This is a genomic window from Moorella sp. E308F (genome assembly GCF_006538365.1).
In the GTDB taxonomy this organism is placed as follows: domain Bacteria; phylum Bacillota; class DSM-521; order Neomoorellales; family Neomoorellaceae; genus Neomoorella.
Genome location: NZ_BJKN01000001.1, coordinates 111,482 through 136,571, shown reverse-complemented (window position 1 = coordinate 136,571; position 25,090 = coordinate 111,482). Strand labels below are relative to the sequence as shown.

Annotated in this window: 19 protein-coding genes; 14 read left to right on the top strand and 5 right to left on the bottom strand. The window is 56.5% G+C overall.

Annotated features, from left to right (window positions below; genetic code table 11):
- Positions 1-35: 35 nt before the first annotated feature.
- Genes gcvT through gcvPB form a run of 4 tightly spaced genes read left to right on the top strand, consistent with a single transcriptional unit; the run spans position 36 to position 4,339 of the window.
- Positions 36-1,136, top strand: a complete 1,101-nt coding sequence (gcvT, locus tag E308F_RS00660) for a glycine cleavage system aminomethyltransferase GcvT (RefSeq protein WP_141262771.1) — start codon at positions 36-38, stop codon at positions 1,134-1,136.
- Positions 1,137-1,153: 17 nt separating this feature from the next.
- On the top strand, positions 1,154-1,546 hold the full coding sequence (gene gcvH / locus E308F_RS00655) for a glycine cleavage system protein GcvH (protein ID WP_141262770.1): 393 nt from the start codon (positions 1,154-1,156) through the stop codon (positions 1,544-1,546).
- Between the two features lie 4 nt (positions 1,547-1,550).
- Positions 1,551-2,885, top strand: a complete 1,335-nt coding sequence (gene gcvPA / locus E308F_RS00650; RefSeq protein ID WP_141262769.1) for an aminomethyl-transferring glycine dehydrogenase subunit GcvPA — start codon at positions 1,551-1,553, stop codon at positions 2,883-2,885.
- The gene (gene gcvPB, locus E308F_RS00645) at positions 2,882-4,339 is read left to right on the top strand and encodes an aminomethyl-transferring glycine dehydrogenase subunit GcvPB (RefSeq protein ID WP_141262768.1); all 1,458 of its coding nucleotides are present in this window, start codon (positions 2,882-2,884) and stop codon (positions 4,337-4,339) included. Before gcvPA ends, gcvPB begins: the two co-directional genes overlap by 4 nt.
- A 130-nt stretch (positions 4,340-4,469) precedes the next feature.
- Here the strand turns inward: gcvPB and E308F_RS00640 are convergent, their stop codons facing one another.
- Both E308F_RS00640 and E308F_RS00635 read right to left on the bottom strand, forming a co-directional pair.
- On the bottom strand, positions 4,470-4,790 hold the full coding sequence (locus E308F_RS00640) for a nucleotidyltransferase domain-containing protein (protein ID WP_172613536.1): 321 nt from the start codon (positions 4,788-4,790) through the stop codon (positions 4,470-4,472).
- Positions 4,762-5,151 (bottom strand): HEPN domain-containing protein, encoded by a 390-nt coding sequence (locus E308F_RS00635; protein ID WP_172613789.1) that lies wholly within the window; start codon positions 5,149-5,151, stop codon positions 4,762-4,764. The genes E308F_RS00640 and E308F_RS00635 overlap by 29 nt, the downstream gene beginning before the upstream one ends.
- A 101-nt stretch (positions 5,152-5,252) precedes the next feature.
- Between E308F_RS00635 and E308F_RS00630 the strand changes: the two genes are divergently transcribed.
- The 10 genes from E308F_RS00630 to E308F_RS00585 all read left to right on the top strand — a co-directional run bounded on the left by E308F_RS00630 (position 5,253) and on the right by E308F_RS00585 (position 20,425).
- The gene (locus E308F_RS00630) at positions 5,253-6,074 is read left to right on the top strand and encodes a lipoate--protein ligase family protein (protein ID WP_141262765.1); all 822 of its coding nucleotides are present in this window, start codon (positions 5,253-5,255) and stop codon (positions 6,072-6,074) included.
- 156 nt (positions 6,075-6,230) lie between these two features.
- Positions 6,231-6,623 carry a carbohydrate-binding protein gene (locus E308F_RS00625; RefSeq protein WP_172613538.1) on the top strand — a complete coding sequence of 131 codons (393 nt, stop codon included), beginning with the start codon at positions 6,231-6,233 and terminating at the stop codon, positions 6,621-6,623.
- A gap of 222 nt (positions 6,624-6,845) precedes the next feature.
- Positions 6,846-7,577, top strand: a complete 732-nt coding sequence (locus E308F_RS00620; RefSeq protein ID WP_141262764.1) for a GntR family transcriptional regulator — start codon at positions 6,846-6,848, stop codon at positions 7,575-7,577.
- Between the two features lie 48 nt (positions 7,578-7,625).
- On the top strand, positions 7,626-8,282 hold the full coding sequence (locus E308F_RS00615) for a cobalamin B12-binding domain-containing protein (RefSeq protein WP_373995941.1): 657 nt from the start codon (positions 7,626-7,628) through the stop codon (positions 8,280-8,282).
- Between the two features lie 16 nt (positions 8,283-8,298).
- Complete coding sequence (locus tag E308F_RS00610; protein WP_141262762.1) at positions 8,299-9,615, top strand: uroporphyrinogen decarboxylase family protein; 1,317 nt, start codon at positions 8,299-8,301, stop codon at positions 9,613-9,615.
- Positions 9,616-9,918: 303 nt separating this feature from the next.
- On the top strand, positions 9,919-12,015 hold the full coding sequence (gene malQ, locus E308F_RS00605; RefSeq protein WP_253256449.1) for a 4-alpha-glucanotransferase: 2,097 nt from the start codon (positions 9,919-9,921) through the stop codon (positions 12,013-12,015).
- Positions 12,005-13,861: a malto-oligosyltrehalose trehalohydrolase gene (treZ, locus tag E308F_RS00600; RefSeq protein ID WP_141262760.1), complete on the top strand. Its 1,857-nt coding sequence runs from the start codon at positions 12,005-12,007 to the stop codon at positions 13,859-13,861. Before malQ ends, treZ begins: the two co-directional genes overlap by 11 nt.
- Complete coding sequence (locus E308F_RS00595) at positions 13,861-16,284, top strand: DUF3536 domain-containing protein (RefSeq protein WP_141262759.1); 2,424 nt, start codon at positions 13,861-13,863, stop codon at positions 16,282-16,284. Before treZ ends, E308F_RS00595 begins: the two co-directional genes overlap by 1 nt.
- A gap of 2 nt (positions 16,285-16,286) precedes the next feature.
- Positions 16,287-19,154: a malto-oligosyltrehalose synthase gene (gene treY / locus E308F_RS00590; RefSeq protein WP_141262758.1), complete on the top strand. Its 2,868-nt coding sequence runs from the start codon at positions 16,287-16,289 to the stop codon at positions 19,152-19,154.
- Positions 19,155-19,201: 47 nt separating this feature from the next.
- The gene (locus E308F_RS00585; protein ID WP_141262757.1) at positions 19,202-20,425 is read left to right on the top strand and encodes a glycosyltransferase; all 1,224 of its coding nucleotides are present in this window, start codon (positions 19,202-19,204) and stop codon (positions 20,423-20,425) included.
- A 70-nt stretch (positions 20,426-20,495) separates the two neighbouring features.
- Here E308F_RS00585 and asnB read toward each other — a convergent pair whose 3' ends face one another.
- The 3 genes from asnB to galT all read right to left on the bottom strand — a co-directional run bounded on the left by asnB (position 20,496) and on the right by galT (position 25,049).
- Positions 20,496-22,337 (bottom strand): asparagine synthase (glutamine-hydrolyzing), encoded by a 1,842-nt coding sequence (gene asnB / locus E308F_RS00580; RefSeq protein ID WP_141262756.1) that lies wholly within the window; start codon positions 22,335-22,337, stop codon positions 20,496-20,498.
- 232 nt (positions 22,338-22,569) lie between these two features.
- Positions 22,570-24,033: a glycogen synthase GlgA gene (gene glgA / locus E308F_RS00575; protein ID WP_141262755.1), complete on the bottom strand. Its 1,464-nt coding sequence runs from the start codon at positions 24,031-24,033 to the stop codon at positions 22,570-22,572.
- Complete coding sequence (gene galT / locus E308F_RS00570) at positions 24,033-25,049, bottom strand: galactose-1-phosphate uridylyltransferase (protein ID WP_141262754.1); 1,017 nt, start codon at positions 25,047-25,049, stop codon at positions 24,033-24,035. The genes glgA and galT overlap by 1 nt, the downstream gene beginning before the upstream one ends.
- Positions 25,050-25,090: the final 41 nt, after the last annotated feature.

The window sequence follows — 25,090 nt, the reverse complement described above, 5'->3', positions numbered from 1 at the left end:
TTTTATGGACATACTAACAAAGCGAGGTGGATTAGGTGGCGGAGTTAAAAAAGACACCTTTGTATGCAGAACATATAGCTGCCGGAGCCAGGATAGTGGAATTCGGCGGTTGGTTGATGCCCGTCCAGTACACCGGCATTATCGAAGAACACCAGCAGGTGCGTAACTGTGCCGGTCTCTTCGATGTATCCCACATGGGGGAGATTGTCATTAAAGGACCGGATGCCTTTAACCTGGTGCAAAAATTAATCACCAACGATGCCGCCCGGGCTACCGGCAACAGGGTGGTTTACAGTCCCATGTGTTACCCGGACGGCGGTATTGTCGATGACCTCCTGGTCTATCCCCAGGGAGAAGGCGAGTACCTGCTGGTGGTCAATGCCGGGAATATCGATAAAGACTTTGCCTGGATCCGGGAGAACGCTGCCGGCCTGGCAGTGGAGGTAAGCGATATCTCAGCGGCTACGGCCCAGCTGGCCCTGCAGGGTCCCCGGGCCTTAGGGATCCTCCAGCCCCTTACGGATGTGGAGCTTGCTCCCCTGGGCTACTACCGCTGGACGAGGGGCCGGGTCCTGGGGGTGGATTGCCTGATTTCGCGCACCGGTTATACGGGGGAAGACGGTTTTGAGATCTATTTTGCGGCGGCTGACGCCCCCGCCATGTGGCGCCAGCTCCTGGTTGCAGGCCAAGAGGCGGGCCTGGTTCCCGCCGGGCTGGGGGCGCGGGATACCCTGCGCCTCGAAGCAGCCCTGCCCCTGTACGGCCATGAGCTGGGTCCGACCATTAGCCCCCTGGAGGCGGGCCTGGGCCGCTTTGTCTGCCTGGAGAAGGGCGAATTCAACGGCCGGGCAGCCCTGGCGGCGCAAAAAGAAGCCGGTATAAAACGCCGGCTGGTGGGCTTGGCCATGGTTGACCGGGGCATCCCGCGGCCGGAGTACCCCGTCCTGGCGGGTGGCCGGGAAATAGGTTATGTTACTTCCGGTTCCTTTGCCCCCACTTTAGGGAAAAATATTGCCCTGGCCCTGGTGGCAGCAGGAACTGTTAGCGCCGGCGCCGAAGTAGAGGTGAGCATCCGCAGCCGTTTGCACCGCGCCGTGGTGGTGGATCTCCCCTTCTACCGCCGGCCTAGAAAGTAAGAAGGAGGAATGGGAAAATGGAATTCCCTGCAAACCTGTATTACAGCAAGGATCATGAATGGGTGGAAGTAGAGGGCAACCGCGCCCGCATCGGCATTACCGACTACGCTCAGGAATCTTTGGGGGATATCGTCTTTGTCGAGTTACCCCAGGTAGGCGACGAGCTGGCTGCCGGTGACAGCTTTGGCGTCGTCGAGTCCGTCAAGTCGGCCTCCGACGTCTACGCACCGGTAGGCGGCAAAGTCGTCGCCGTCAATGAAGCCCTCCTGGATTCACCCCAGGACATCAACGCCGACCCTTACGGCAAGGGCTGGATGATTGAACTGGAAATGAGTGACCCGGATGAAATAGAAGACTTGATGGATGCCGGCGCTTACCGGCAACTGGTGAAGGAGGAGAAGGGGGAGTAAGGGGATGACGTACATTCCCACCACGGCAGCGGAACGGCAGCAGATGCTGGCGACCTGCGGTGCCAACCGGATGGAAGAGCTTTTTAACGACATACCGGCGACTGTCCGCCTGGGCCGGGAACTTGATCTTCCCCGGCCCATGGCGGAAGCCGAGTTGTGGCGCCACCTGGAGGAACTGGCCGGGAAGAATAAAAGACTGATCTCCTTCCTGGGCGCCGGTGCCTATGAGCACTACATTCCCAGCGTTGTTGGTAACCTCCTGGCGAGATCGGAGTTTTATACCGCCTACACGCCCTACCAGCCGGAGATTAGCCAGGGGACTTTACAGGCCATTTTTGAATTTCAATCATTAATGTGCGAGCTGACAGGCCTGGATGTAGCCACGGCGTCCCATTACGACGGGGCTACGGCCACGGCCGAGGCAGCCCTGGTGACCTGCAACGCCACCCGGCGCCAGAAGATTTTAGTTTCCCGGGCCGTCAATCCCCAGTACCGGGCTGTCCTGGCTACCTATACAAAAGGCCAGGGAGTAGAGCTGGTGGAGATACCCATGGCTAATGGCCAGACGGACCTGGCTGCCCTGGAAAAAATGGCCGGGAAGGACGTTGCCGGGGTTATTCTGCAGAATCCCAATTTCTTTGGTCAAATTGAACCAATGGCTGCCGCGACGCAACTGGCCCATAAGGCCGGGGCTTTAAGCATTGCCGTCGTGGATCCCATTTCCCTGGGGCTCCTGGCGGCACCGGGGGAATATGGGGCCGACCTGGCCGTAGGCGAGGGCCAGGGCCTGGGTAATCCCCTGAACTTCGGCGGCCCTTATCTGGGCTTTATCGTCGCCAGGGAGAAACTGGTACGGCGATTGCCGGGGCGCATCGTCGGCCAGACCACGGATGTTGAAGGTAAACGGGCCTTTGTCCTGACCCTCCAGGCGCGGGAGCAGCATATCCGCCGCGAGAAAGCTACTTCCAATATTTGCTCCAATGAAGCCCTCTGCGCCCTGGCAGCCACCATATATCTCGCGGCCCTGGGTAAGGAGGGCCTGAAAGAAGTGGCCCGCCAGTGCCTGCTTAAGGCCCATTACGCTTTCAACAGGCTGGCCGCCCTGCCGGGGGTGACGCCGGTCTTTAATGGCCCCTTCTTCTGCGAGTTTGTCCTGAGGACGAAACTCACGCCCGGCCAAGTGGCGCGGAGCCTGGCAGCTAAAGGTTTTGCCGCCGGTTTTGACTTAAGTCCTTTCTACCCGGAACTCGAAGGCGCCATGCTCTATACTGTCACGGAAGTGCGGACCAGGGCCGAAATTGACGCTTTTGTGACGGCCATGGGAGGGATACTGGCATGAGGACGGAACCGTTGCTTTTTGAACTGGGGGGTCCCGGCCGGCGGGGTTATACCCTGCCGGAGTGCGACGTGCCGGGGAAGGTAGAAGACTACCTCCCGGAAGCGGCCCGCCGCCGGGCTGATGCCGCCTTGCCGGAGCTGAGCGAAGTGGAAGTCGTCCGCCATTTTACCCACCTGTCGAGCATGAACTATGGGGTGGATACCGGCTTTTACCCCCTGGGCTCCTGCACTATGAAGTACAACCCTAAGGTCAATGAAGCGGCCGCCAGTTTACCCGGGTTCACCAGCCTGCACCCCCTGGTGCCGGTTGAGGCGGCCCAGGGCGCCCTGGAACTCATGTACAACCTGCAGGAGTATCTCGCGGAAATTACCGGTATGGACGCCGTTACCCTGCAGCCGGCCGCCGGGGCCCACGGCGAGTATACCGGTCTGGCCATTATTGCCGCCTATCATCAGAGCCGCGGCGACCTGGAACGCCGCCAGGTGCTGGTGCCGGATTCCGCCCATGGGACCAATCCGGCCAGCGCCGCCATGGCCGGCCTGGAGGTAGTCCAGATACCCTCGGACGAGCGGGGCCTGGTAGACCTGGAAGCATTGCAGGCGGCCGTTGGCCCCCGGACGGCGGCCCTTATGCTGACCAATCCCAACACTTTGGGCCTTTTTGAAAGCGATATTGAAGCTATGGCCGCCCTTATCCACGCGGCCGGCGGGCTCCTCTATTACGACGGCGCCAATCTGAACGCCATTATGGGTATTACCCGGCCGGGGGATATGGGCTTTGATGTGGTGCATTTGAATCTCCATAAGACCTTCTCCGCCCCCCACGGCGGCGGCGGACCCGGCAGCGGCCCGGTGGGGGTGAAAAAGCACCTGGCGCCCTTCCTGCCGGTACCGGTGGTGGCCCGGGATGATGCCGGTCGGTATTACCTGGATTACGACCGGCCGCAGACCATCGGCCGGGTACGTTCTTTCTATGGCAATTTCGGCGTCATGGTCAGGGCCTATGCCTATATCCGTACCCTGGGAGCTTCCGGCCTGAAAGAAGCCAGCGAGCAAGCCGTTTTAAACGCCAACTACATGCTGGCGCGGCTCAGGCCCTACTTCAAGGTGCCCTTCGACCGGGTGTGCAAGCATGAGTTTGTCATCGCCCCGCTCAAAGAGGTAAATGACGCCGGCGTTCATACCCTGGATATCGCCAAACGCCTCCTGGACTACGGCTTCCACGCGCCGACCATCTATTTTCCCCTGATTGTCCATGAGGCCATGATGATTGAGCCGACGGAAACAGAGCCCAAGGAAACCCTGGATGCCTTCTGTGATGCTTTGATAGCTATCAGCAAAGAGGCAGTCGCCAATCCGGACCTCCTCCACAGCGCGCCCCATAACACCCCGGTGCGGCGCCTGGACGAGGTGGGCGCGGCCAGGAACCCGGTTTTACGCTGGCAGGGAAAATAGTTGTCCCTGGCGAAAGATAAACAAAGCCGGCAGCTCAAGACTTGCCGGCTTTGCTTCCCTATACCTTATTAAACCATCGGATACCGGGACGTTCACTAATTGCTGTTCGCGCGGGAAGTACATAGCAAGGCTAGAGTGGGATGGCGTTTTTTAAAAGTTCCCTGGCAAACCGGCTGTTTTTAAGCTCTTCGGGAGTATATACAAAAAGGTCCAGCCCCACGGGAAATTTGCCGGGCAAATAATCCGGCACTCTCTCCCAGGGTTTTCTATCGTCATTTGTAATCAGGATCAAAAGGTCGATGTCGCTGTAAGGGGTGTAGTTCCCCCTGGCCCAGGAGCCGCAAAGGTAAACGGCCAACACCTCCGGCCTTGACTTCAACCTTGCCGCCAGGTCTTCCAGGGCATTTCTGACAACTTTCTCCTCAACGGAGATGATTCTTACAGAATTCAATGATTTCACCTGCAATCTTGATGGCGGTGTCGGCCTCCCCGGCAGTGTAAAAGTCGGTGGGCGCTCCGATTTCGAAACCGTTCGGATAGCGGGCCGGGATATAATGCTTGTCGATAACCTTAGCTTTATCAATCAAATCTTCAGGAACGGCAATTTCTGCCGGTAGATTTGCCAGTAAAATGGATACGGTATGCCCCCAGGCGTCGAGGTGCAACTTTTGAAATAATGCTTTTACTGCTTTTTCCGCCGCCTGCTGGGCGGCAAAACAGGTCCATTCAAAATCCCCGGCGTTAAACGAATTAATGGCATGCCTTAAGTCTGCTTCTGCTTGCCGCAGCCAGTCGCTGCTTCTTTCAGGCATTTTCAACACCTGCAATATTATTACATATTTTCCCATCTGTTTACAGGATAGCATTACATGAGTGGTATGTCAATATCGGGGTAATTGTAGGGGGGATATATATGCCAGTTGAAACCTGGCGGCTGTTAGATACCGGCGTGGCTGACCCTTACACCAACATGGCCGTGGACGAGGCCATCCTGCTGGAGCACCGGGAAGGCAAAACACCGCCGACCTTACGTTTTTACGCCTGGTCGCCGCCAACCATTTCCCTGGGGTATTTCCAGCAGTTAGAAAAAGAAATTGACCTGGAGGCCGTGAAAGAACGGCGCCTGGGGTTGGTGCGCCGCTTAACCGGCGGCCGGGCCGTACTTCATGATAATGAAGTCACTTACAGCGTGGTTGCCCGGGAGGACCACCCCCTCATGACCGGCGGGATTCGCCCTTCTTACTTACGCCTGGCAGAGGCCCTGGCCCTGGGGTTAAAGGAACTGGGAGCGCCGGTGGAGATTGCTTCCGGCCGCAAAGGAGCCCAGGATGAGCATACTTCGGCCGCCTGCTTTGATGCCCCCTCCTGGTATGAGATAACCAGCGGCGGGCGCAAAGTCGTAGGCAGTGCCCAGACCCGCAAAGGGGGCGTCGTCCTCCAGCACGGATCTATAGTCATCGCCTTAAATGTTGACGACCTTTTTGCCGTCCTGAAGATGCCTTCGGAAGCCGTACGCCAGCGCCTCAAGGATAAATTTTACCACCAGGCCTGTGGCCTGGAGGAAATTTTAGGCCGCAGGGTTGAAGCAGGGGAAATAAAGGCCGGCATTGTCCGGGCCTTTACCCGGCTCTACGGCTTAGAGTTTATACGGGGAGAGCTTACAGATGGCGAAAAAGGGCGCCTGGAGGAGTTAAGGGCGAAATATGCCAGTAGGGAATGGTTGGAACGGCGTTAGGAGAAATCCTGGCGGGTTTATAGAGGCCTTAAGAAGGGATTATGTTTGTGGGGTGGTAGAGATACGGCTGGTGTAGTCATCAGGGCGGCAGTAAGGTATAGCCCGGCCTTTTCCCAGAGAAACTAATTTTAGCAACTTCTCCTGGGGAGGTAATAAATGTTGGGTGATAAAAACCGCAGCCGTTTTGTGAGTGATGAGCGGACGCGCCTGCAACAGATGCGGGCGGCTGAATATCCCGGCGGGGTGGTGGTAGACCCGGTACCCATTACCGCCGGCGACGAAGTAACCATCCTTTACCACGGCCTCCTGGATGCCTGCGGCGCCGACCAGGTATGGCTGCATACCGGTTACGGTGACGCCAATAACTGGCAAAATATCTATGATTACCGCATGGAGCGTACCGGCTACGGCTGGGTCAAAAACATCCGGGTGGAAGACGGCAGCCGCCTGAACATCTGCTTCAAGGACAGCGCCAACAACTGGGACAACAACAACGGTCTCAACTGGAGCTTTGAAATCCACAAGGGCAATCTGCCGGGACGCAGGTAAAAGAGTATAATCTAGCGGCCCCTGGACTTAACCGGGGCCTTTTAATTTAGGAGACAGTTTGGTTGAAGCAGGAATTATCAAATAAATAGAGAATAGTTGTATAAACGACAAAGGTTCGCTGGAATACGGTATTGCTTCCCGGCGTCCTGACATTGGAAAAACGGGCCCGGGCTTAAGATATACCAGCTACTCTTAGCTATAACTGATCGAGGTGATTAAAATATGGCTATAGACAAAAGCTCTTTTGTACCTCCTTACTACCAGCTGGCACAGATCCTGGAACGCCAGATCAGATTAGGAGAATACCGTCCGGGCGAGGCTTTACCCTCCGAAGCGGAGCTGAGTGAAAAATACGGGTTAAGCCGTATGACTGTCCGCCGCAGCCTGAGCCAGCTGGCCAGGGCCGGTCTTATTCGCACTGAACGAGGGAAAGGTACTTTTGTCTCCCGCCCCGAGCTGGATCGCGCTGTCTTTGTCATGGAAGAATTTCACAAGGAGGTGGCTGCACGGGGTTTGACCTCCAGTGTCCGGCTGCTGGAAGCCCGGCTGGTTCCCGCACCGGAAAAAGCGGCCGGGAAATTACAAGTTCCGGCAGGGACGAAGGTGCTCTATATCCGCCGCTCCCTTTTGGCTGGCGGGGAGCCCCTCGCCTATGACCGGAAATACCTTCGCTACGACCGGGGGCGACCCATCCTAGAGAACGAGCTCCAGTACCAGGCGCTTCCGGACATGGTGGAGAAACATGCTGAAGCCCTGCCCGTAAGCAGCAAGATGATCTTGCAGGTTACATCCCTGAATGATGAAGAGGCCCGCGCTTTACGTGTGGCACCGGGTTCGCCGGCCTTCTTGCTGGAGCAGGTACTTCTGGCCGGGGATGGCCGGCCGGTGGGGTGGGGATGGTGTTTATACCGTGGCGACAGGTATCAATTAACCTCCGTCTCCGCGACAATTTAGATCTGATTAACAATCCTGCTACCAGTCTAACAAAAAAAGAGGTGGTTTGTGTTGGGGCCCTTAACGATGGCTATGGCAGAATTAGAAGAAAAGAAGGTCCTTGAACTGGTCGGACAAGCCCTCCGCGAGCAGAAACCACCCCTGGAAATTGTAGAAGAATGCCGGCAGGGACTTAAAATCGTAGGGGAACGTTATGCGAGTGGAGAATATTTCTTAAGTGACCTGGTAATGTCGGCAGAAATATTTCAGGAGGCTCTCCGGGTTCTAGAACCCTTTCTGTCTATTTCAGCAATCTCTCAGGAGCAGCCGGGCAAAGCCGATATCGTTTTTGGTACGGTAGAGGGTGACATCCATGACATCGGCAAGAACATAACTATCTCCCTGCTTCGATGTGAAGGATTTCGCGTCTACGATGCGGGGGTGGACATTCCACCGGACATTTTTTTGAATATTATCCGGGAAACAGGCGCCCGGGTTTTGGGGTTATCTGCTTTGCTGACTTCTTCTTTTGAATCCATGCGCCGCACCGTCCAATTGGTCCGCATGCTGGCTCCTAAGCCTGCGGTTAAAGTTCTTATAGGAGGTCTGGTCAATGAGCGTGTCTGCCAGTATGTAGGTGCCGACGCCTGGGTGCGGGAGGCGGGGGAAGGAGTGGCCATCTGCCGGCGCTGGCTGGGGATGAGGGTTTTAATTTCGAAGGAATGATAAAGAGGAGAAGTCAATGAAACCGGAAGAAAGGCAAGAGCAAATGTTCTTTTCGTGGCTTTCTGGTCAAGGCATCGAATTTGCGAGTCCGGAAGCAGAAAAGTCGTATAAAGAGCGAGTAATGCGTCTAAAAGACGCTATTCAATTAAGAAAGGTACCTGACCGGGTACCGGTTTGTCCTATAACGGGACTTTTTCCGGTTTATTACTCAGGTATAACCGTTCAAGATGCGATGTATGATTATGACAAAACTGCGGTTGCTTGGAAGAAATACGTTTTAGATTTTGAGCCCGATGCATATCTAGGAACAACTTTTGTTCCGCCAGGTAGATTTTTTGAAATTCTTGACTACAAACTGTATAGGTGGCCAGGTCATGGTGTCCCGCCGGATACCTCATACCAATGCCTTGAGGCGGAGTATATGAAGGCCGATGAGTACGACGCTTTGATCCACGATCCTTCTGACTTCTGGATAAGATTATATTTCCCCCGCATTTTCGGTGCACTTAAACCCTTCGCAAAACTGGCTCCTCTTACCGACGTTCTGGAAATTGTAATGACTTGTGGTAGTTTTATTCCCTTCGGTTTTCCCGAAGTACAGGCCGCCTTCAAGGCCGTTTTCGAAGCGGGAGATGAAGTTCACCGTTGGGCCAGTATGGTTCGCGCAGTGGACCGGGCACTTCAAGGGAATGGATACCCCTCCTTCGTTGGAGGAGTAAGCAAAGCACCTTTTGATATCATCGGCGACACTCTCAGGGGTACCCATGGAATCATTATTGATATGTATAGACAGCCAGAAAAACTGCTGGAAGCCCTGGAGGCGGTTGCCCCCCTGGCCATAAGGATGGGGGTATCTTCCGCCAAGACCGCCGGCCACCCGCTAGTATTTATGCCCCTGCATAAGGGAGCTGACGGTTTCCTGTCAGGCAAACAGTTTAAGACCTTCTATTGGCCGACGCTAAGAAAAGTTATTACTGGTTTAATTGAAGAAGGATTGGTTCCTTTCTTATTTGCTGAAGGAGGCTATAATTCCCGGTTAGAAGTCATTCGTGACCTGCCCAAGGGCACGACGGTATGGCTTTTTGACCAGACCGATATGGCTAAAGCTAAAGAGGTACTGGGGGATATAGCTTGCATTGCCGGCAACGTGCCCATTACTCTGTTGACCTTTGGGACACCGGAAGAAATAAAGGATTACTGTAAACAACTTATCAAAATTGCCGGTAAAAATGGTGGGTTTATTTTGAGCTCCGGGGCGGTAATCGATGACATAAGACCTGAAAACATGCACGCCCTGATAGCATCCGCAAGGGAATACGGCACCTACCGGTAAAAGCAGATTACCAAGGCAAGAAGATATTTTTTCTATGCTTTGCGGGGATCATGAGAACATCTGTTATTGCAGGTGCCTGTCAGGACGCAGGCAAAAAGCCCCCTCTTTTCCCGACCGGGGAATGAGGGGGCTTTAATTTTTTTGCAAGAGAACCACCTCATGGAGGTTCATGCTAAAATGGCAACTCCGCCCCGAGAAGAGTCATATCAGGCTACCAGCTGGGAATAATACTTTTGCTACCGGAAGTGGTGGATAATAAAAACTCCTGCTCCTGATGCCACGATGATAGGAGATTTGTTGGCCGTGACAGGATTACAGATCCGCCTGCTGCACCGGCTAGCCCGGTTATACGGCGTGGAAACTGCCTTTTACGATAATGCTGGTCGCCGGCGTCTGGCTTCGCCGCAATCGTTGCTGGCGGTACTGCAGGTCCTGGGAGCACCGGTAGAGCGTCTCGCCGACGTTTCCAGTGCCCTGCGGGAAGGCATCCAGAAGCAATGGCGGCGTTGTTGTGAACCGGCGGCCGTAGCTTGGAATAGGGAACCTGTTCGTCTCCAACTGCGCCTGCCTGCGGAACTTACGGGAGGTATTGCTGATTGCCGGTTGGAACTAGAAAACGGCAAAGTATGGCGCTGGAGCTGCCATTTAGCCCGTTTACCCGTACTCCAGGCAGTTGTCGTGGAAGGCATGAACTATGAGGTCAGGCAGCTTAAACTGCCGTCCGGGTTACCGTTGGGATACCACTGGTTGACAATAACCTTGCCGGCTCGTCACCATAAAATCTTGCTTATTTCTGCCCCGCGCCAGGCCTATGGCCCAGTTACCAGTACGAAACGCCTCTGGGGGATCTTCGTACCCCTCTACGCCCTTCATTCCGGGCGAAGCTGGGGTGCGGGGGATCTTACCGACCTTGAGACCCTATTAGGTTGGGTCCACGAGCAGGGAGGCGATCTGGTTGGTACGCTACCGCTTCTGGCGAGCTTTTTAGACGAACCTTTTATCCCGAGCCCCTACGAACCAGTCACTCGCTTGTTCTGGAATGAATTTTACCTTGATGTTACCCGCGTGGAGGAATTAAAAAGGTGCCGTGAGGCAAGGGAGTTACTAAATTCCCCGGCGTTCCGGCAAGAGATAGCGGCCCTGCAGGCCGCACCACTGGTGGACTACCGCCGCGGGATGGCAGTGAAACGCCGGATACTCGAACTCTGCGCCCGCCACTTCTTTGCTGGAAATTCCGGGCGGCAGGCCGCCTTCCGGGACTGGGTGAAAAAGAACCCGGTGGTGCAGGATTATGCCCGTTTTCGGGCTACCGTCGAGAAACGGCGCACCAGCTGGCAGGTATGGCCTGGCCGGCTGCGGGACGGCATCCTTCGGGAAGGGGACTATGATCCGAGGGTCGAGGGTTATCACCTTTATGTCCAGTGGCTGGCCCATCGCCAGTTCCAGGACCTCGCCGCCCGGGCCCGGCAAAACGGGCAAAGGTTATATCTTGATCTGCCGCTGGGAGTTCATCGCGATGGGTACGATGTCTGGCGCGAGCGCTCCGTCTTTGCCCTGGAAGCCAATAGTGGCGCCCCGCCTGATGCGTTTTACAGCCGGGGACAGGACTGGGGGTTTCCTCCCCTCCATCCAGAGGGAATCCGGGAACAGGGTTATCGCTACTATATCGCCGTCGTGCGCCACCACCTCCAACATGCCGGCATCTTACGCCTCGACCACGTAATGGGGCTGCACCGTCTCTACTGGATTCCCCGGGGTCTATCCGCGCGCGAGGGGGTTTATGTGCGCTACCGCGCCGAGGAGTTCTATGCCATTTTAGCCCTTGAATCCCAGCGCTACCGGGCACTACTCGTGGGCGAGGACCTTGGTAACGTACCCGGTTCCGTTCGCAGCGCCATGAAGGGGCATAATATCAACCGGATGTATGTGCTGCCCTTCGAATATACCGGTAATACCCGGAGGGTACTGCGCCCTATCCCCGCCAGGGCCCTGGTATGCTTAAATACCCATGATATGCCACCCTTCGCAGCCTTCTGGTTAGGAAAAGACGCCAGTGAACGGGTGGCTTTGCCCGTCTTTCTTTACCACCAGGGTCGGCTGGCGCTACCCACCAATAAAACCGGGGACGTCACCCGCGCTTGCCTGGCTCACCTGGCCGCCAGCCGGGCCCGGATTCTCCTGGTTAACCTGGAGGATTTGTGGTTAGAGACTGCTCCGCAAAATATCCCCGGGACAGTCGATGCCTATCCCAACTGGCGGCGCAAGGCGCGCTACACCGTGGAAGAGTTTAGTCAGAAGCCGGAAGTGCTGCAAGTACTAAAGGAGATCAGTTATCTAAGGAATACTAACATCTGCGGCCCTCTTATCTGCAAAGGCGAGGTGGCAAACCATGACCTATAATGTTAGCCTGGGGGCCACTTACTTGGGGGATGGCCGCTGCCGCTTCCACCTCTGGGCACCCCTGGCCGAAAGTGTGGCGGTACAGATCGTGGCACCTGAAGAAAGACTTGAACCTTTAACCCGGAAAGAACGTGGGTACTTTCAAGGCGAGGTAGAGGGGGTCGAACCTGGTAGTCTCTATTACTACCTTCTGGACGGAAGGCAGTTCCCTGACCCGGCTTCGCGCTACCAGCCACACGGTGTCCACGGCCCTTCCCAGGTTGTAGATCCCCAGGCTTTCGTCTGGTCGGACGACTCCTGGGTGGGCTGCACCCGAGAGGAGCTAATCTTCTATGAACTGCATGTAGGGACTTTCACCCCGGAGGGCACTTTTGACGCCATCATCGCCCACCTGGACGATTTGCGCACCCTGGGGGTTACCGCCATTGAATTAATGCCCGTGGCCCAGTTCCCGGGAAGCCGCAATTGGGGGTACGACGGCGTTTTCCCCTTTGCCGTCCAGAACTCTTACGGTGGACCGGAGGGGCTCAGGCGGCTGGTGGATACCTGCCACAAGTACGGCCTCGCCGTATTTCTCGATGTGGTCTACAACCACCTGGGCCCGGAAGGAAACTACCTGGCCAAATTCGGGCCTTATTTTACCGACCGTTACCATACCCCCTGGGGACAGGCCCTCAACTTTGATGGACCCGGTAGCGACGAAGTCCGGCGCTTCTTTATCGAAAACGCCCTTTACTGGTTAACCGAGTTTCACCTGGATGGCTTGCGGCTGGACGCCATCCATGCCATTATGGACAGGTCTGCTTTACCTTTCCTGGAGGAACTGGCCGCTGCCGTGAAGCTTCAGGCCGAACGGCTGGGACGCCGGGTTTATATTGTTGCCGAGAGTGACCTGAACGACCCCCGGGTAATCCGGCCGCAAGAATTGGGGGGATATGGCCTTGATGCCCAGTGGTGCGACGACTTTCACCACGCCCTGCATGCGCTGCTGACGGGGGAAAGAAACGGCTACTACCGTGACTTCGGCACCCTCGGCAACCTGGCCCGGGCCTTCCGGGAAGGTTATGTTTACACCGGTCAGTACTCTGCCTACCGGCAGCGGCGGCACGGCCGGCGGCCGCATCCGTGCAAGGGTAACCAGTTCGTGGTTTTTACCCAGAACCATGATCAAGTAGGCAACCGGGCCCGGGGTGAAAGGTTAAGCACCCTGGTTCCCTTCGTCAAACTCAAACTGGCCGCCGCCGTAGTGCTCCTCTCCCCCTTCGTACCGCTGCTCTTCATGGGCGAGGAATACGGTGAAACGGCACCCTTTCAATACTTTACCAGCCATTCCGATCCCGGGCTCATCGCAGCGGTACGCCGGGGGCGGCGGGAAGAATTCGCCGGCCACAACTGGACAGGCGAGGTGCCTGATCCCCAGGATGAGGCTACCTTCCGACGTTCCTGTCTTAACCACGGCCTCAGCCTTCAGGGAGAGCACCGGGTACTCCGGGACTTCTACCGGCAGCTAATCCAGTTGCGCCGGGAACTACCCGCCCTGGCGGATCTAAACCTGGAAAATATGGAGGTTATCACCTGCGAGGAGGACCTGGTCCTGTTCGTGCATCGCTGGAGCAATGATAGTGAGGCGGGCATCATCTTTTCCTTTAGCGATGCCGAATCAACCCCCACCCTGCCCCTGCCGGCAGGGCGCTGGCGCAAACGATTGGATGCCGCTGAAGAGCGCTGGTTGGGCAACGGTAGTACCATACCTGCCCTGCTTGTATCTCAGGGAAAAATGCAGATGCCTTTAACCCCGGGAGCATGTCTGTTGTTTGAAAGAATAAAGGAGGCTCAGGCTGACTAATGGAACGGTACATTTGCATCCACGGCCATTTTTACCAGCCACCACGGGAAAACCCCTGGCTGGAGGACATCGAGCTCCAGGACTCGGCTTACCCCTACCACGACTGGGATGAACGGATTACCGCTGAATGCTACGAACCTAACACCGCCTCGCGCATTCTTGATGGTGACGGGTGGATCAGGAAAATCGTCAACAACTATAGCAAAATCAGTTTCAACTTTGGTCCCACCCTCCTTTCCTGGATGGAAACCAATGCCCCGGAGGTTTACCGGGCGATAATTGAAGCTGATCGGGAAAGCCAGCGGCGCTTTTCGGGGCACGGTTCAGCCCTGGCCCAGGCCTATAACCACATGATCATGCCCCTGGCCAACACGCGTGATAAATACACCCAGATAATCTGGGGGATTAAAGATTTTGAGCACCGCTTTGGCCGGCGGCCGGAAGGAATGTGGTTACCGGAGACCGCCGTTGATCTGGAAACTCTTGCCATGATGGCACAACAGGGCATCCGTTTCACCATCCTGGCCCACTGGCAGGCGCGTCGCATCCGACCCCTGGGTAGCGATAACTGGCAGGAGGTCCACGGTGGCCTCGATACCACCATGCCTTATCAGGTTCGCCTGCCCAATACGGACCGGACGATCAATGTCTTCTTTTATAATGGCGAAGTCGCCCGCGCCGTAGCCTTCGAGAAACTGCTCGATAACGGTGAACGCTTTGCCAAACGTCTACTGAGTGTCTTTAACGAGGGACGCAACGCGCCCCAGCTTGTCAATATTGCTACCGACGGCGAGACCTACGGCCACCACCACCGCCACGGGGATATGGCCCTGGCCTACGCCCTGGATTATATTGAAGCCAATAAACTGGCACGTCTAACCAACTACGGCGAATACCTGGAAAAACACCCACCCACCCATGAGGTGGAGATAAATAATAATAGCTCCTGGAGCTGTGCCCATGGAGTGGAAAGGTGGCGGACTAATTGTGGCTGTAACACGGGTATGCATCCAGGGTGGAGCCAGGCCTGGCGGGCACCCCTGCGCGATAGCCTCAACTGGCTGCGGAACACCCTGGCACCCAAGTTTGAGGGAAGGGCGCGCCAGTTTCTAAAAGATCCCTGGGCCGCGCGTAATGACTACATCGCGGTCATCCTCGACCGTTCACCGGAAAACTTCGACCGCTTCCTCGGACAACATGCCACCCGTATACTAAACCAGGAAGAAAAAATCACGGTGTTGAAGCTGTTGGAGCTCCAGCGACACGCCATGTTAATGTTCACCAGCTGCGGCTGGTTCTTTGACGAAATCTCAGGCATTGAGACAGTGCAGGTTATTAAATACGCCGGCCGTGTGATTCAATTAGCCCAGGAATTATTTAACGAGTCGCCAGAGCCCCGTTTTATGGAGATGCTGGCCCAGGCCAAGAGCAACATCCCTGAACACCGTGACGGAGCCCATATCTATGAAAAATTTGTCAAGCCGGCAACGGTCGATTTGCTCAAGGTTGGAGGCCATTATGCCCTGTGTTCTTTATACGAAACCTATGACCAGCATTCCCGCATCTTTTGCTACGATGTCTACCGGGAAGACAGTCAGAATCGTTTAGCAGGTACAGCCAGGTTAGCTGTAGGCCGGGCGCAGGTCACCTCCCAGATTACCCAGGAGTCGATGAAGATTAGTTATGGCGCCGTTACTTTAGGTAACCATAATGTTAGTGGCGGTGTCCGGGTTTACGAGAATGACGAGTCCTACCAGCGAATGGTACAGGAATTAACCGGTGCCTTCGACCGGGCCGATTTCAGTGAGGTCATCAGGCTCCTGGATCAGCACTTTGAAGGGGCCACCTATTCTTTAAGGCAGCTTTTCCGGGACAAACAGCGGATGGTGCTGGATATCATCCTGGAGTCCACCCTGGCGGAAGCGGCGGAAGATTACCGGCGCATTTACGATCGTCATGCCCCCTTAATGCGTTTCTTAAAGGATTTAAATATCCCCCAGCCCCGGGCACTGCAGGCCGCTGCCGAGTTCGTCTTGAACACCAGCCTCCGCCAGGCTTTCGCAGGTGACAATCTGGACCTGGAACGCATCAAAGCGCTCCTAAGTGAAGCCGAGATGGCCGGTGTTCCCCTCGACGGCGAAGTTCTGGGGTATGTTCTGGAACAGACCCTGAAACAAATGGCTGAGAAACTACTGGGCCAACCTGACGACCAGGCCTTCATCGGGCATCTGGACGCGGTAATCAGCCTGGTGCGCTCGTTGCCCTTTGAAGTAAACCTCTGGAAAGTACAAAACGTTTATTACCGCTTATTGCAGACAGTTTACCCTGGATACCGGGAGAAGGCCCGCCAGGGGGATGGGAAAGCCAAGGCGTGGCTTGACCTGTTTAACTCCCTGGGGGACAAACTACAGGTGCGGAGGTAAAAATGGTCAGGTCGCGCATCCCCACCGCTACTTACAGGTTGCAGTTTAACCGGCAGTTTAGCTTTATCGAAGCGCGCGAAGTGGTACCGTACCTGCAGGCGCTGGGGGTTACCGATATTTATGCCTCCCCCCTGCTGAAAGCGAGGAAAGATAGCCCCCACGGGTACGACGTGACTGATCCGGGGCAGTTAAACCCGGAACTGGGAAGCAGGGAGGATTTTACCGCCCTGACTGATACCCTGAAGCAGCAGGGGATGGGGCTGTTACTGGACGTCGTGCCCAACCATATGGCAGCCAGCGTTGAAAATCCGTGGTGGCAGGACGTCCTCAGCCACGGGCGCGCTTCTACTTACGCAACTTACTTCGATATTGACTGGCAACCCGCCAGGCCGGGGCTGGCAAACAAAGTACTGCTGCCAGTCCTGGGTGAACCCTTTGGTAAGGTGCTGGAAAACCAGCAACTGGCCCTGCAGCTGGCGGAAGATGGTTTCCGGGTCTGCTACTATGAAAAGCAATTCCCCCTTAGCCCCCCTTCCTCCCGCCGGATTCTCGACGGCTGGGCGCAAATACTGGCCGGGGATGGTGGCGCTGCCGAACAGGCGCTATCACAATTGCTGGATCTGCTTGCCTCCCTCACAGCATCCCCTCTTACCGGGGCAGGCGAGCCGTCGACTGCCTGGCAACAGGCTTGGAAAAGCCTCTGGTATCTATACAATACTAACCCCGCGGTAAAAGCATTTATTGACAGGAACCTGTGCAAATTAAATGGTAATAAAGGTGAGCCGCAAAGTTTCAATCAACTGGAGCATATCCTGGCGGAACAGGCCTACCGGCTCGCCTACTGGCGGGTGGCCAATGAGGAAATCAATTACCGGCGCTTCTTTGACGTTAGCGACCTGGTAACAATCCGCATGGAAGAAAAAAAAGTTTTTGAGGCGGTGCACGCCCTGATTTTTCAACTGGTCGGGGCTGGGCAAGTTACCGGCCTCAGAATCGACCATATTGATGGCCTGTATGACCCCCAGGAGTACCTCGAACGGCTGCAGGAACACCTTTCTGCAGCAGGAAGTTCCTCCGGTTTTTACGTGGTCGTAGAGAAAATACTAAGCAACGGGGAGGAACTGCCGGCGGCCTGGCCTACTTATGGAACAACGGGCTACGACTTTTTAAATTCGTTGAACGGACTCTTCGTTGACGAAGAAGGGCTCGCCGTCCTGGAAGAGTTATATGCCAGGTACAGCGGCGCCGAAACCGACTTTACCAGGGTGGTCTATAACCAGAAGAAGCTGGTAATGACCAGGTTGTTCGCCAGCGAGGTGCGCAGCCTGGTAGGGGAGCTGGGACGCCTGGCTGAAGGGGATCGCCTGGGCCACGACCTCACCCTGGCAGAACTGGAAGAGGCCCTGGTCGCAGTCACTGCCAGCCTGGGTATCTACCGGACCTATATCCGCGACTTCACGGTAGCGCCGCAGGACCGGCATTACATCGAAACTGCCATAGCCGCGGCCGTCCGGAGGTGCCCGGCCGCCGGCCCGGCCTGCCGTTTCCTGCGCCAGGTGCTGTTGCTGGATTTTCCCGTCTCCCTGCCCCCCGAACAACGGCAGGCCTGGCTGCGTTTCGTAATGCGCTGGCAACAGTTTACGGGACCGGTTATGGCCAAGGGTTACGAGGATACCTCCCTCTACATCTACAACCCTTTGGTTTCCCTCAATGAGGTAGGTAGCAGTCCCCGGACCAGGTGCATATCGGTGGCTGAGTTCCACCGCCGCAATAAAACCCGGCAGGAGCGCTGGCCCCATACCCTTAACGCCACGTCCACCCATGATACCAAGCGCAGTGAGGATGTCCGGGCGCGGATCAATGTTCTAACGGAAATCCCTGACGCCTGGGGAGAGAGGGTCGAGCGCTGGCATCGCTGGAACGGGACCAAAAAGTTAAATATAAAAGGTGAGCCTGTACCCGATGGCAATATGGAGCTATTTATCTACCAGACGCTAATCGGCGCCTGGCCGCTTCTAGAAGAAGAAATACCCGCTTTTAAGGAACGGCTCCGGGCTTATCTGGTCAAAGCGGCCCGGGAGGCCAAAACCCGGACCAGCTGGCTTGATCCTGATAACGCTTACGAGAAAGCCCTGGTAGAGTTTGCCCTCTCTATTTTAACGCCGGAGCCGGAGAACCGGTTTCTGCCGGACTTCCTTCGCTTCCAAAAAGTCGTTGCTTTTTATGGTGCCTGGAACTCGTTAGCCCAGGTACTGCTCAAAATAACCAGCCCGGGGGTGCCTGATTTTTATCAGGGAACAGAGCTATGGAATTTCAGCCTTGTTGATCCTGACAACCGGCGTCCGGTTGACTTTAAAACCCGGGCCAGGCTTTTAAAAAGGCTCAAAGAAGAAGAGACAAAAGGTCAACAGGCTTTAGTAACAAACCTCCTTACCCACTGGCAGGATGGCCGGGTAAAGCTCTACCTGACTTATAAATCCCTCCACTTCCGTCGCGATCACCGGGAAATGTTTGTCACCGGTGAGTATATCCCCGTGGCAGTCACCGGGTCCAGGTCGAGACACGTCTGCGCCTTCGCCCGTCATTTCGGCGGGAAGTGGGCTCTGGTGATTGTACCTCGCCTGCTGGCGCGGCTGCTGGCGGGCCAGGTAATACCAACAGATGGTATGCCGCCAGCCGTTGGCTTCCTCCCTGGGGAAACCGTATGGCAAGAAACAGCCATTGTTTTACCTGAACCAGCTCCAAGCAACTGGCATAATATTTTGACAGGAGAGGTTATGTTAGCCACCTCTTCGACTAAAGGAAGAGTTCTTACCCTTGCCGACACGTTACGTAGTTTTCCAGTTGCTTTACTAGCCGGTGACGAATAAACCGCTCTTTTTATCGTTTTAATACAGATAAAGGAAGGAAGTCCCAAATGCTTCGCCGTGTGAGCCTTAAAGATTATGAAAGCGTAACCGGAAGCGCCCTTATTGACGAAATCCGGTCCCTGGGAGAAAATTTACAGGGCTACAGTGTCTGGCATATCAACTCTACCACCATCGGTGGTGGGGTGGCAGAAATTTTAAGCTCACTGGTGCCTCTGATGGAGGAGGCAGGGCTGACCGTCAGTTGGAAGGTGCTTAGCGGTAGCCCGGAATTTTTCAATACTACCAAGCAATTTCATAATGGCATGCATGGCCAGCAGGTGAATGTCACCGGTGAGATGCTGGAGAGTTATCTCGCCACAGCACAAAAAAACAAAGACCTTGTGACGGGAGAGGCCGACCTGGTGGTAATCCATGACCAGCAGCCCCTGGGACTGACTACCTTCCGCGCTGAGAACAGCGGCCGGTGGCTCTGGTACTGTCACGTTGACCCGCGTTATGCCGTACCACCGGTCTGGTATTTTCTGGCGCCCATGATTGCCACCTGCGATGCAGCCGTATTTCACCTGCCGGAATACGCCCGCGACCTGCCGGTACTCCAGTACTTCATGCCCCCGGCTATCGACCCTCTATCTGACAAAAACAGGGATGTATCTCCCGCTGAATACGGGGCGGTGCTCGAGAAGCTGGGCATAGACCCGGCAGGCCCGCCAATAATCCTCCAGGTATCCCGTTTCGACCGGCTCAAGGATCCTACCGGTGTAATCGAGGCTTTTAAACTGGTAAGGGAAAATATGGCCTGCCGCCTGATCCTGGCCGGAGGTAGCGCCGATGACGACCCGGAGGGTGCTGCAGTCCTGGACGAGGTGCGGGCATCGGTTAAGGGCGACCCGGACATTACCGTACTTTCCTTGGACCCCGACGCTAACCTGGAAATAAACGTCTTACAGCGGCGCGCCGATGTGATAGTGCAAAAGTCGCTGCGTGAGGGTTTTGGTTTAACTGCCACCGAGGCCCTCTGGAAAGGCAAACCCCTGGTAGCCACCCCTACCGGCGGCCTGGCCCACCAAGTACTGGACGGCGAAACAGGACTGACTGCCCGGACGGCGGAAGAAATGGCCAAACAGGTCGAACGCCTGCTGCTCAACCCCGCCCTTGGAAGGCGTTTGGGCGCGGCCGGACGGGAGCACGTGCGCCAGCGCTTTATCCTGCCGGTGTATCTATACAATTGGCTAAGACTGATAAACTTGCTTGACGGGCGGCGCAATAGCTAGCTATTTTATCATCCCACAGCAGCCAGAGACCCCGGAGATTGCTCCTGGGCCTCTGGCTTTATTTTTTCCGCTAACGCACCGCCACCCGGTATTCCCGCAGCCAGGTGTCGACCTGGGCAAGATAAGCGAAAAGCTGGGGGGCGCTCATGAGCTGGCCGAACCAGGGCAGGTCGAAGGGCTCTTCCTTCTCCGCCAGGGCACGGACGGCCGGCACGTCGATAAAGGGCAGCAGGGGCGAACCGGGGTCGTTCAAAATCTTTAGCATCCAGGTGCGGACGGCCTCCAGGTAAGCCGGGTTGTAGGTCTTGGGGTAGGGGCTCTTGCGCCGCTGCAGGACCTCCTCCGGCAGTATCCCGCGTAAAGCCCGGCGTAAGATTCCCTTTTCCATCTGGCCCTGGAATTTCATCTCCCAGGGGATGTTCCAGACATACTCTACCAGGCGGTGGTCGCAGTAGGGCACCCGGACTTCCAGGCCCGCGGCCATGCTCATGCGGTCCTTGCGGTCCAGGAGTACCGGCATAAAACGGGTCAGGGTAAGGTAAGAAAATTCCCGCAACCGGGCGCTCCGGGGGTCCTCTCCCAGCAGGCGGGGTACTTCCTTCAGGGCCTCATGGTAGCGCCTGGCCACGTATTCCTCCGGCCGGACCATTGCTTTAAGTTCGGAGGAAAGGAGGCGTATCCTCTCCTGGCCGGCCCGCGTCCAGGGGAAAGTAGCCATGGCCATGGCCTTTTCGCTCCTGAACCAGGGGTAACCGCCGAAGACCTCGTCGGCAGCCTCGCCGGACAGGGCGACAGTGGCTTCTTTTTTAATTTCCCGGCTGAAGAGATACAGGGAAGAATCCACATCAGCCATCCCCGGCAGGTCCCGGGCGCGCATGGCCGCAGTCAGGGAGGCTACCAGTTCGGGGGTGTCGATAAAGACGTAGTGGTGCCTGGTACCCAGGTGGCGGGAAACCAAATCCACCCAAGGGGCGTCGCTATGGGGCTGGAAATGGCTGGGCCGGAAATAACGGTCATTGTCGACGTAGTCTACCGACCAGGTATGGATGGGCCCCAGCCCCCGCTCCTGAAAGGCCCGGGCGGCAAAGGCGGTAACAGCGCTGGAATCCAGCCCCCCGGAGAGCAGGGTGCAGACGGGCACGTCGGCTACCAGCTGCCGCTCCACCGTATCCTGTAAAAGCTCGCGGACCTTAGCAGTAGTTGTCTCCAGGTCATCCGGGTGGGGACGGCTTACCAGGCGCCAGTACTGGTGCTGGTGGATGCCCTGGCGGTCATATATCAGGTAGCAGCCGGGTTTCAATTCAGCTATGTTGCGAAATACTCCGTGTCCCGGCGTCCGGGCCGGCCCCAGGACAAAGACTTCGGCCAGCCCTTCGGCGTCCACCTCCGCTTCCACCGCCGGGTGCGCCAGCAGGGCTTTCAATTCCGAACCGAAGAGGAAGGCACTGCCCCTTTGCGTATAAAAGAGGGGTTTGACGCCCAGGCGGTCCCGGGCCAGGAACAGGCATTGCCTGGAATCATCCCAGATGGCAAAGGCAAAGATGCCATTGAAACGCTCGACGCAGGCCGGCCCCCATTCCATATAGGCCGTCAGCAGCGCTTCCGTATCTGAGTGCCCCTGGAAGGTATAGCCCCGCGCTTCCAGCTCCCGGTGCAGGTCGGGTGTGTTGTAGAGTTCACCGTTATAGGATATGACAAAGGTTTGGCTGCCGCGGCGGCGTACCATGGGCTGGCCGCCGCCGGCAGGATCAACGACAATCAGGCGGCGGTGGCCCAGGGCCGCCCGGGAGGAAAGCCATACCCCGGAGGCATCCGGCCCGCGGCAGGCCAGGGTGGCCGTCATGGCCTCCAGGACAGACTGTTGCCGGGTCAGATCCACCTCCCAGTCCACCCAGCCGGTGATTCCACACATAAATAAATCCCTCCCCAGCAGGCTGTTAAAAACGCCCTTAAATTGAAACCCTTCCTCTGGACGCCGTTGCCCACCGGGGTCACGGCCTTGCAACCCCAAACGGGTTCCATGATGATCTTATGCAGGGAGGGGGAAAAAGTGCGGGAAAAATATCTGCCCGGGAACTGATCCCGGGCAGGCGGAGCTGATATTTCCCCGGCGTTTGCAACGTAAGCGCCGGTAATAGTTCTCCTTACCCCACTTTAACCTGGGTAGCCATCCTCTTCTGGAGGGCTTCCCGGTACATATCTTCGTATTGACCGGCCGAGGCGTTCCAGGAAAAGTCGGCGGCCATGCCCCGCCGGACCAGATTACGCCACTCCTCCGGCTCGTTCCGGTAAACGTGGAGGGCGCGATTAATGGTATCCAGGAGGGCCTGGGGCTGGTAATCGCGGAAGGAAAAGCCATTGCCGCTTCCCGGGTACTGGTGGAAGTCCTTGATGGTATCCTCCAGGCCGCCCGTGGCCCGGACCACCGGTACGGTGCCGTAGCGCAGGCTGATCATCTGGCCCAGGCCGCAGGGTTCAAAGCGTGAGGGCATGAGGAAGATATCGCAGCCGGCATAAATCCGCTGGGCGAGTACCGGGTCAAAGCCGATTTTGACGGCCATTTTATCCCGGTATTTGACCTTGTAACGGGAGAAAAGCTGCTGGTAATAATCCTCGCCGCTACCCAGGAGGACGAACTGCAGGTCCTGCTGCAGCAGAGGGTCGAGAATGGCGGCCAGCAGATCCAGCCCTTTTTGATTAACCAGGCGGGAAATGAGGCCCAGGAGGGGTACATCCTTGACCGGCAGTTCCATTTCCCTTTGCAGGGCCGCCTTGTTTTCTTTTTTCTTTTCAAGGTGCTCGGCGTCGTAATTGACGGCCAGGCGCCGGTCAGTGGCCGGGTTGAACTCCTGGTAGTCAATGCCGTTCAAAATTCCCCGTAGATCTGCGGCGCGTTTCCTTAACAGGCCGTCCAGGCGCTCCCCGTATTCGGGGGTCTGGATTTCCAGGGCGTATTTCTTGCTGACGGTGTTGATTAAATCAGCGTACAGGATCCCGGCCTTCATGAAACTGACCTGGCCGTAAAACTCCAGGCGCTCGGGGGTAAAAAATTCTTCACCCAGGGCCATAATCTTCAAGGTTTGGCGGGGGAAGGTCCCCTGGTACTGGAGGTTGTGGATGGTGTAGATGGTTGCCGTTTGCCGGTAAAAGGGGTTATCCTCGTGCTTGACTTTGAGGAAAAGGGGGATGGGGCCCGTCTGCCAGTCATTGCAATGGATAATATCCGGCTGGAACTCCAACCAGGGCAGCATGGACAGGACGGCCTTGCAGAAAAAATTAAAACGGGCCGCGTCGTCGGCATAGCAGTACATACCGTCCCGCCAGAAAAACTTGTAATTATCAATGAGATAGACCGGCACGGGTGGATCCCCTGCCAGCTGCGCCCGGCGGATAATGGCCGTCTCCAGGCTGCCATCCATTTCCACGGGCAGGTCGGTGAGGTAATCGACATTCTTTACCTGGCGGTAACGGGGCATAGCCACCCGCACTTCATGTCCCCGGGCGGCCAGGGCTTTGGGAAGGCTGCCGGCCACGTCGGCCAGGCCCCCGGTCTTGGCCAGGGGGGCTACTTCAGGCGAGACAAACAGGATTTTTAAGGGTTCAGGCATTAACCTTCCTCCTCGGCGTTTATGTTTACTTCACTCAGCGACTGGGCCGCGATTTCCGGCGGTGTGGGATTGATGTACATATCCGTCCCCCACTCAAAGCCGGCGATGATCGTCAGCCGGGGCAGGAGCTCAAAATGCCAGTGGTAGGTATCTCCTTCCTGGCGGAGGGGCGCGGTATGCAGGACCAGGTTAAAGGGAGGGTCGTTGGCGGCTTTTTGCAACCGGCTCAGGGTTTCCTGCAGGATGGCGGCCAGTTGTTTTAGCTGGCCGTCCTCACATTCACCGAAGTTTGCCTGGTGCCGCCGGGGAATAATCCACGTTTCCATGGGAAAACGCGAGGCAAAGGGGCAGAAAGCCAGGAACTCTTCATTAAAGGCAACGACCCTGGTGCCTGTTGCCAGTTCCGCTTCTATTAAATCGCAAAAGAGGCAGCTTTTCTTCTCCTGGCGGTAAGCCTTGAGCCTGGCCAGTTCCTCGTTAACGGCTGCCGGCACCAGGGGGGTGGCAATAAGCTGACTGTGGGGGTGTTCCAGAGAAGCCCCGGCGGTAGGGCCGTGGTTTTTAAAGAGCTGGATGTATTGCAGCCTTTTGTCCTGCTTAAGCTGCAGGTAACGCTGTCGCCAGGCCTTGAGAACCTGGACGGCATGCTCGGGTGCCAGATCGGCGAATAAGGTATCATGATCGGGACCCTCGATGATAACCTCATGCACACCGGTAGCGGACATAGTCCGGTACATCCCTTTACTTTCGCTGGATACTTCCCCGTCGGCCACCAGGGCGGCAAACTTGTTGGGCACCACCCGTACCTGCCAGCCTGGGGTATCGGGTTCAGTATTGGCGTCACGAAAGGCCAGCACCTCCGGCGGTGTTTCCTTTTCGTGGCCGGGACAGAAAGGGCAGCTGGCGTTACCCTTCTTTTCTTTATGAAGAGGCTTGAAGTCCGAAGGACGTTTGGCGCGTTCGGTGGCAATTATTACCCAGCGCTCGCTAACTGGGTCCTGGCGTAATTCGGGCATACTGGAACCTCCAAATCATCAACTTGCTACTAGGTTTTATC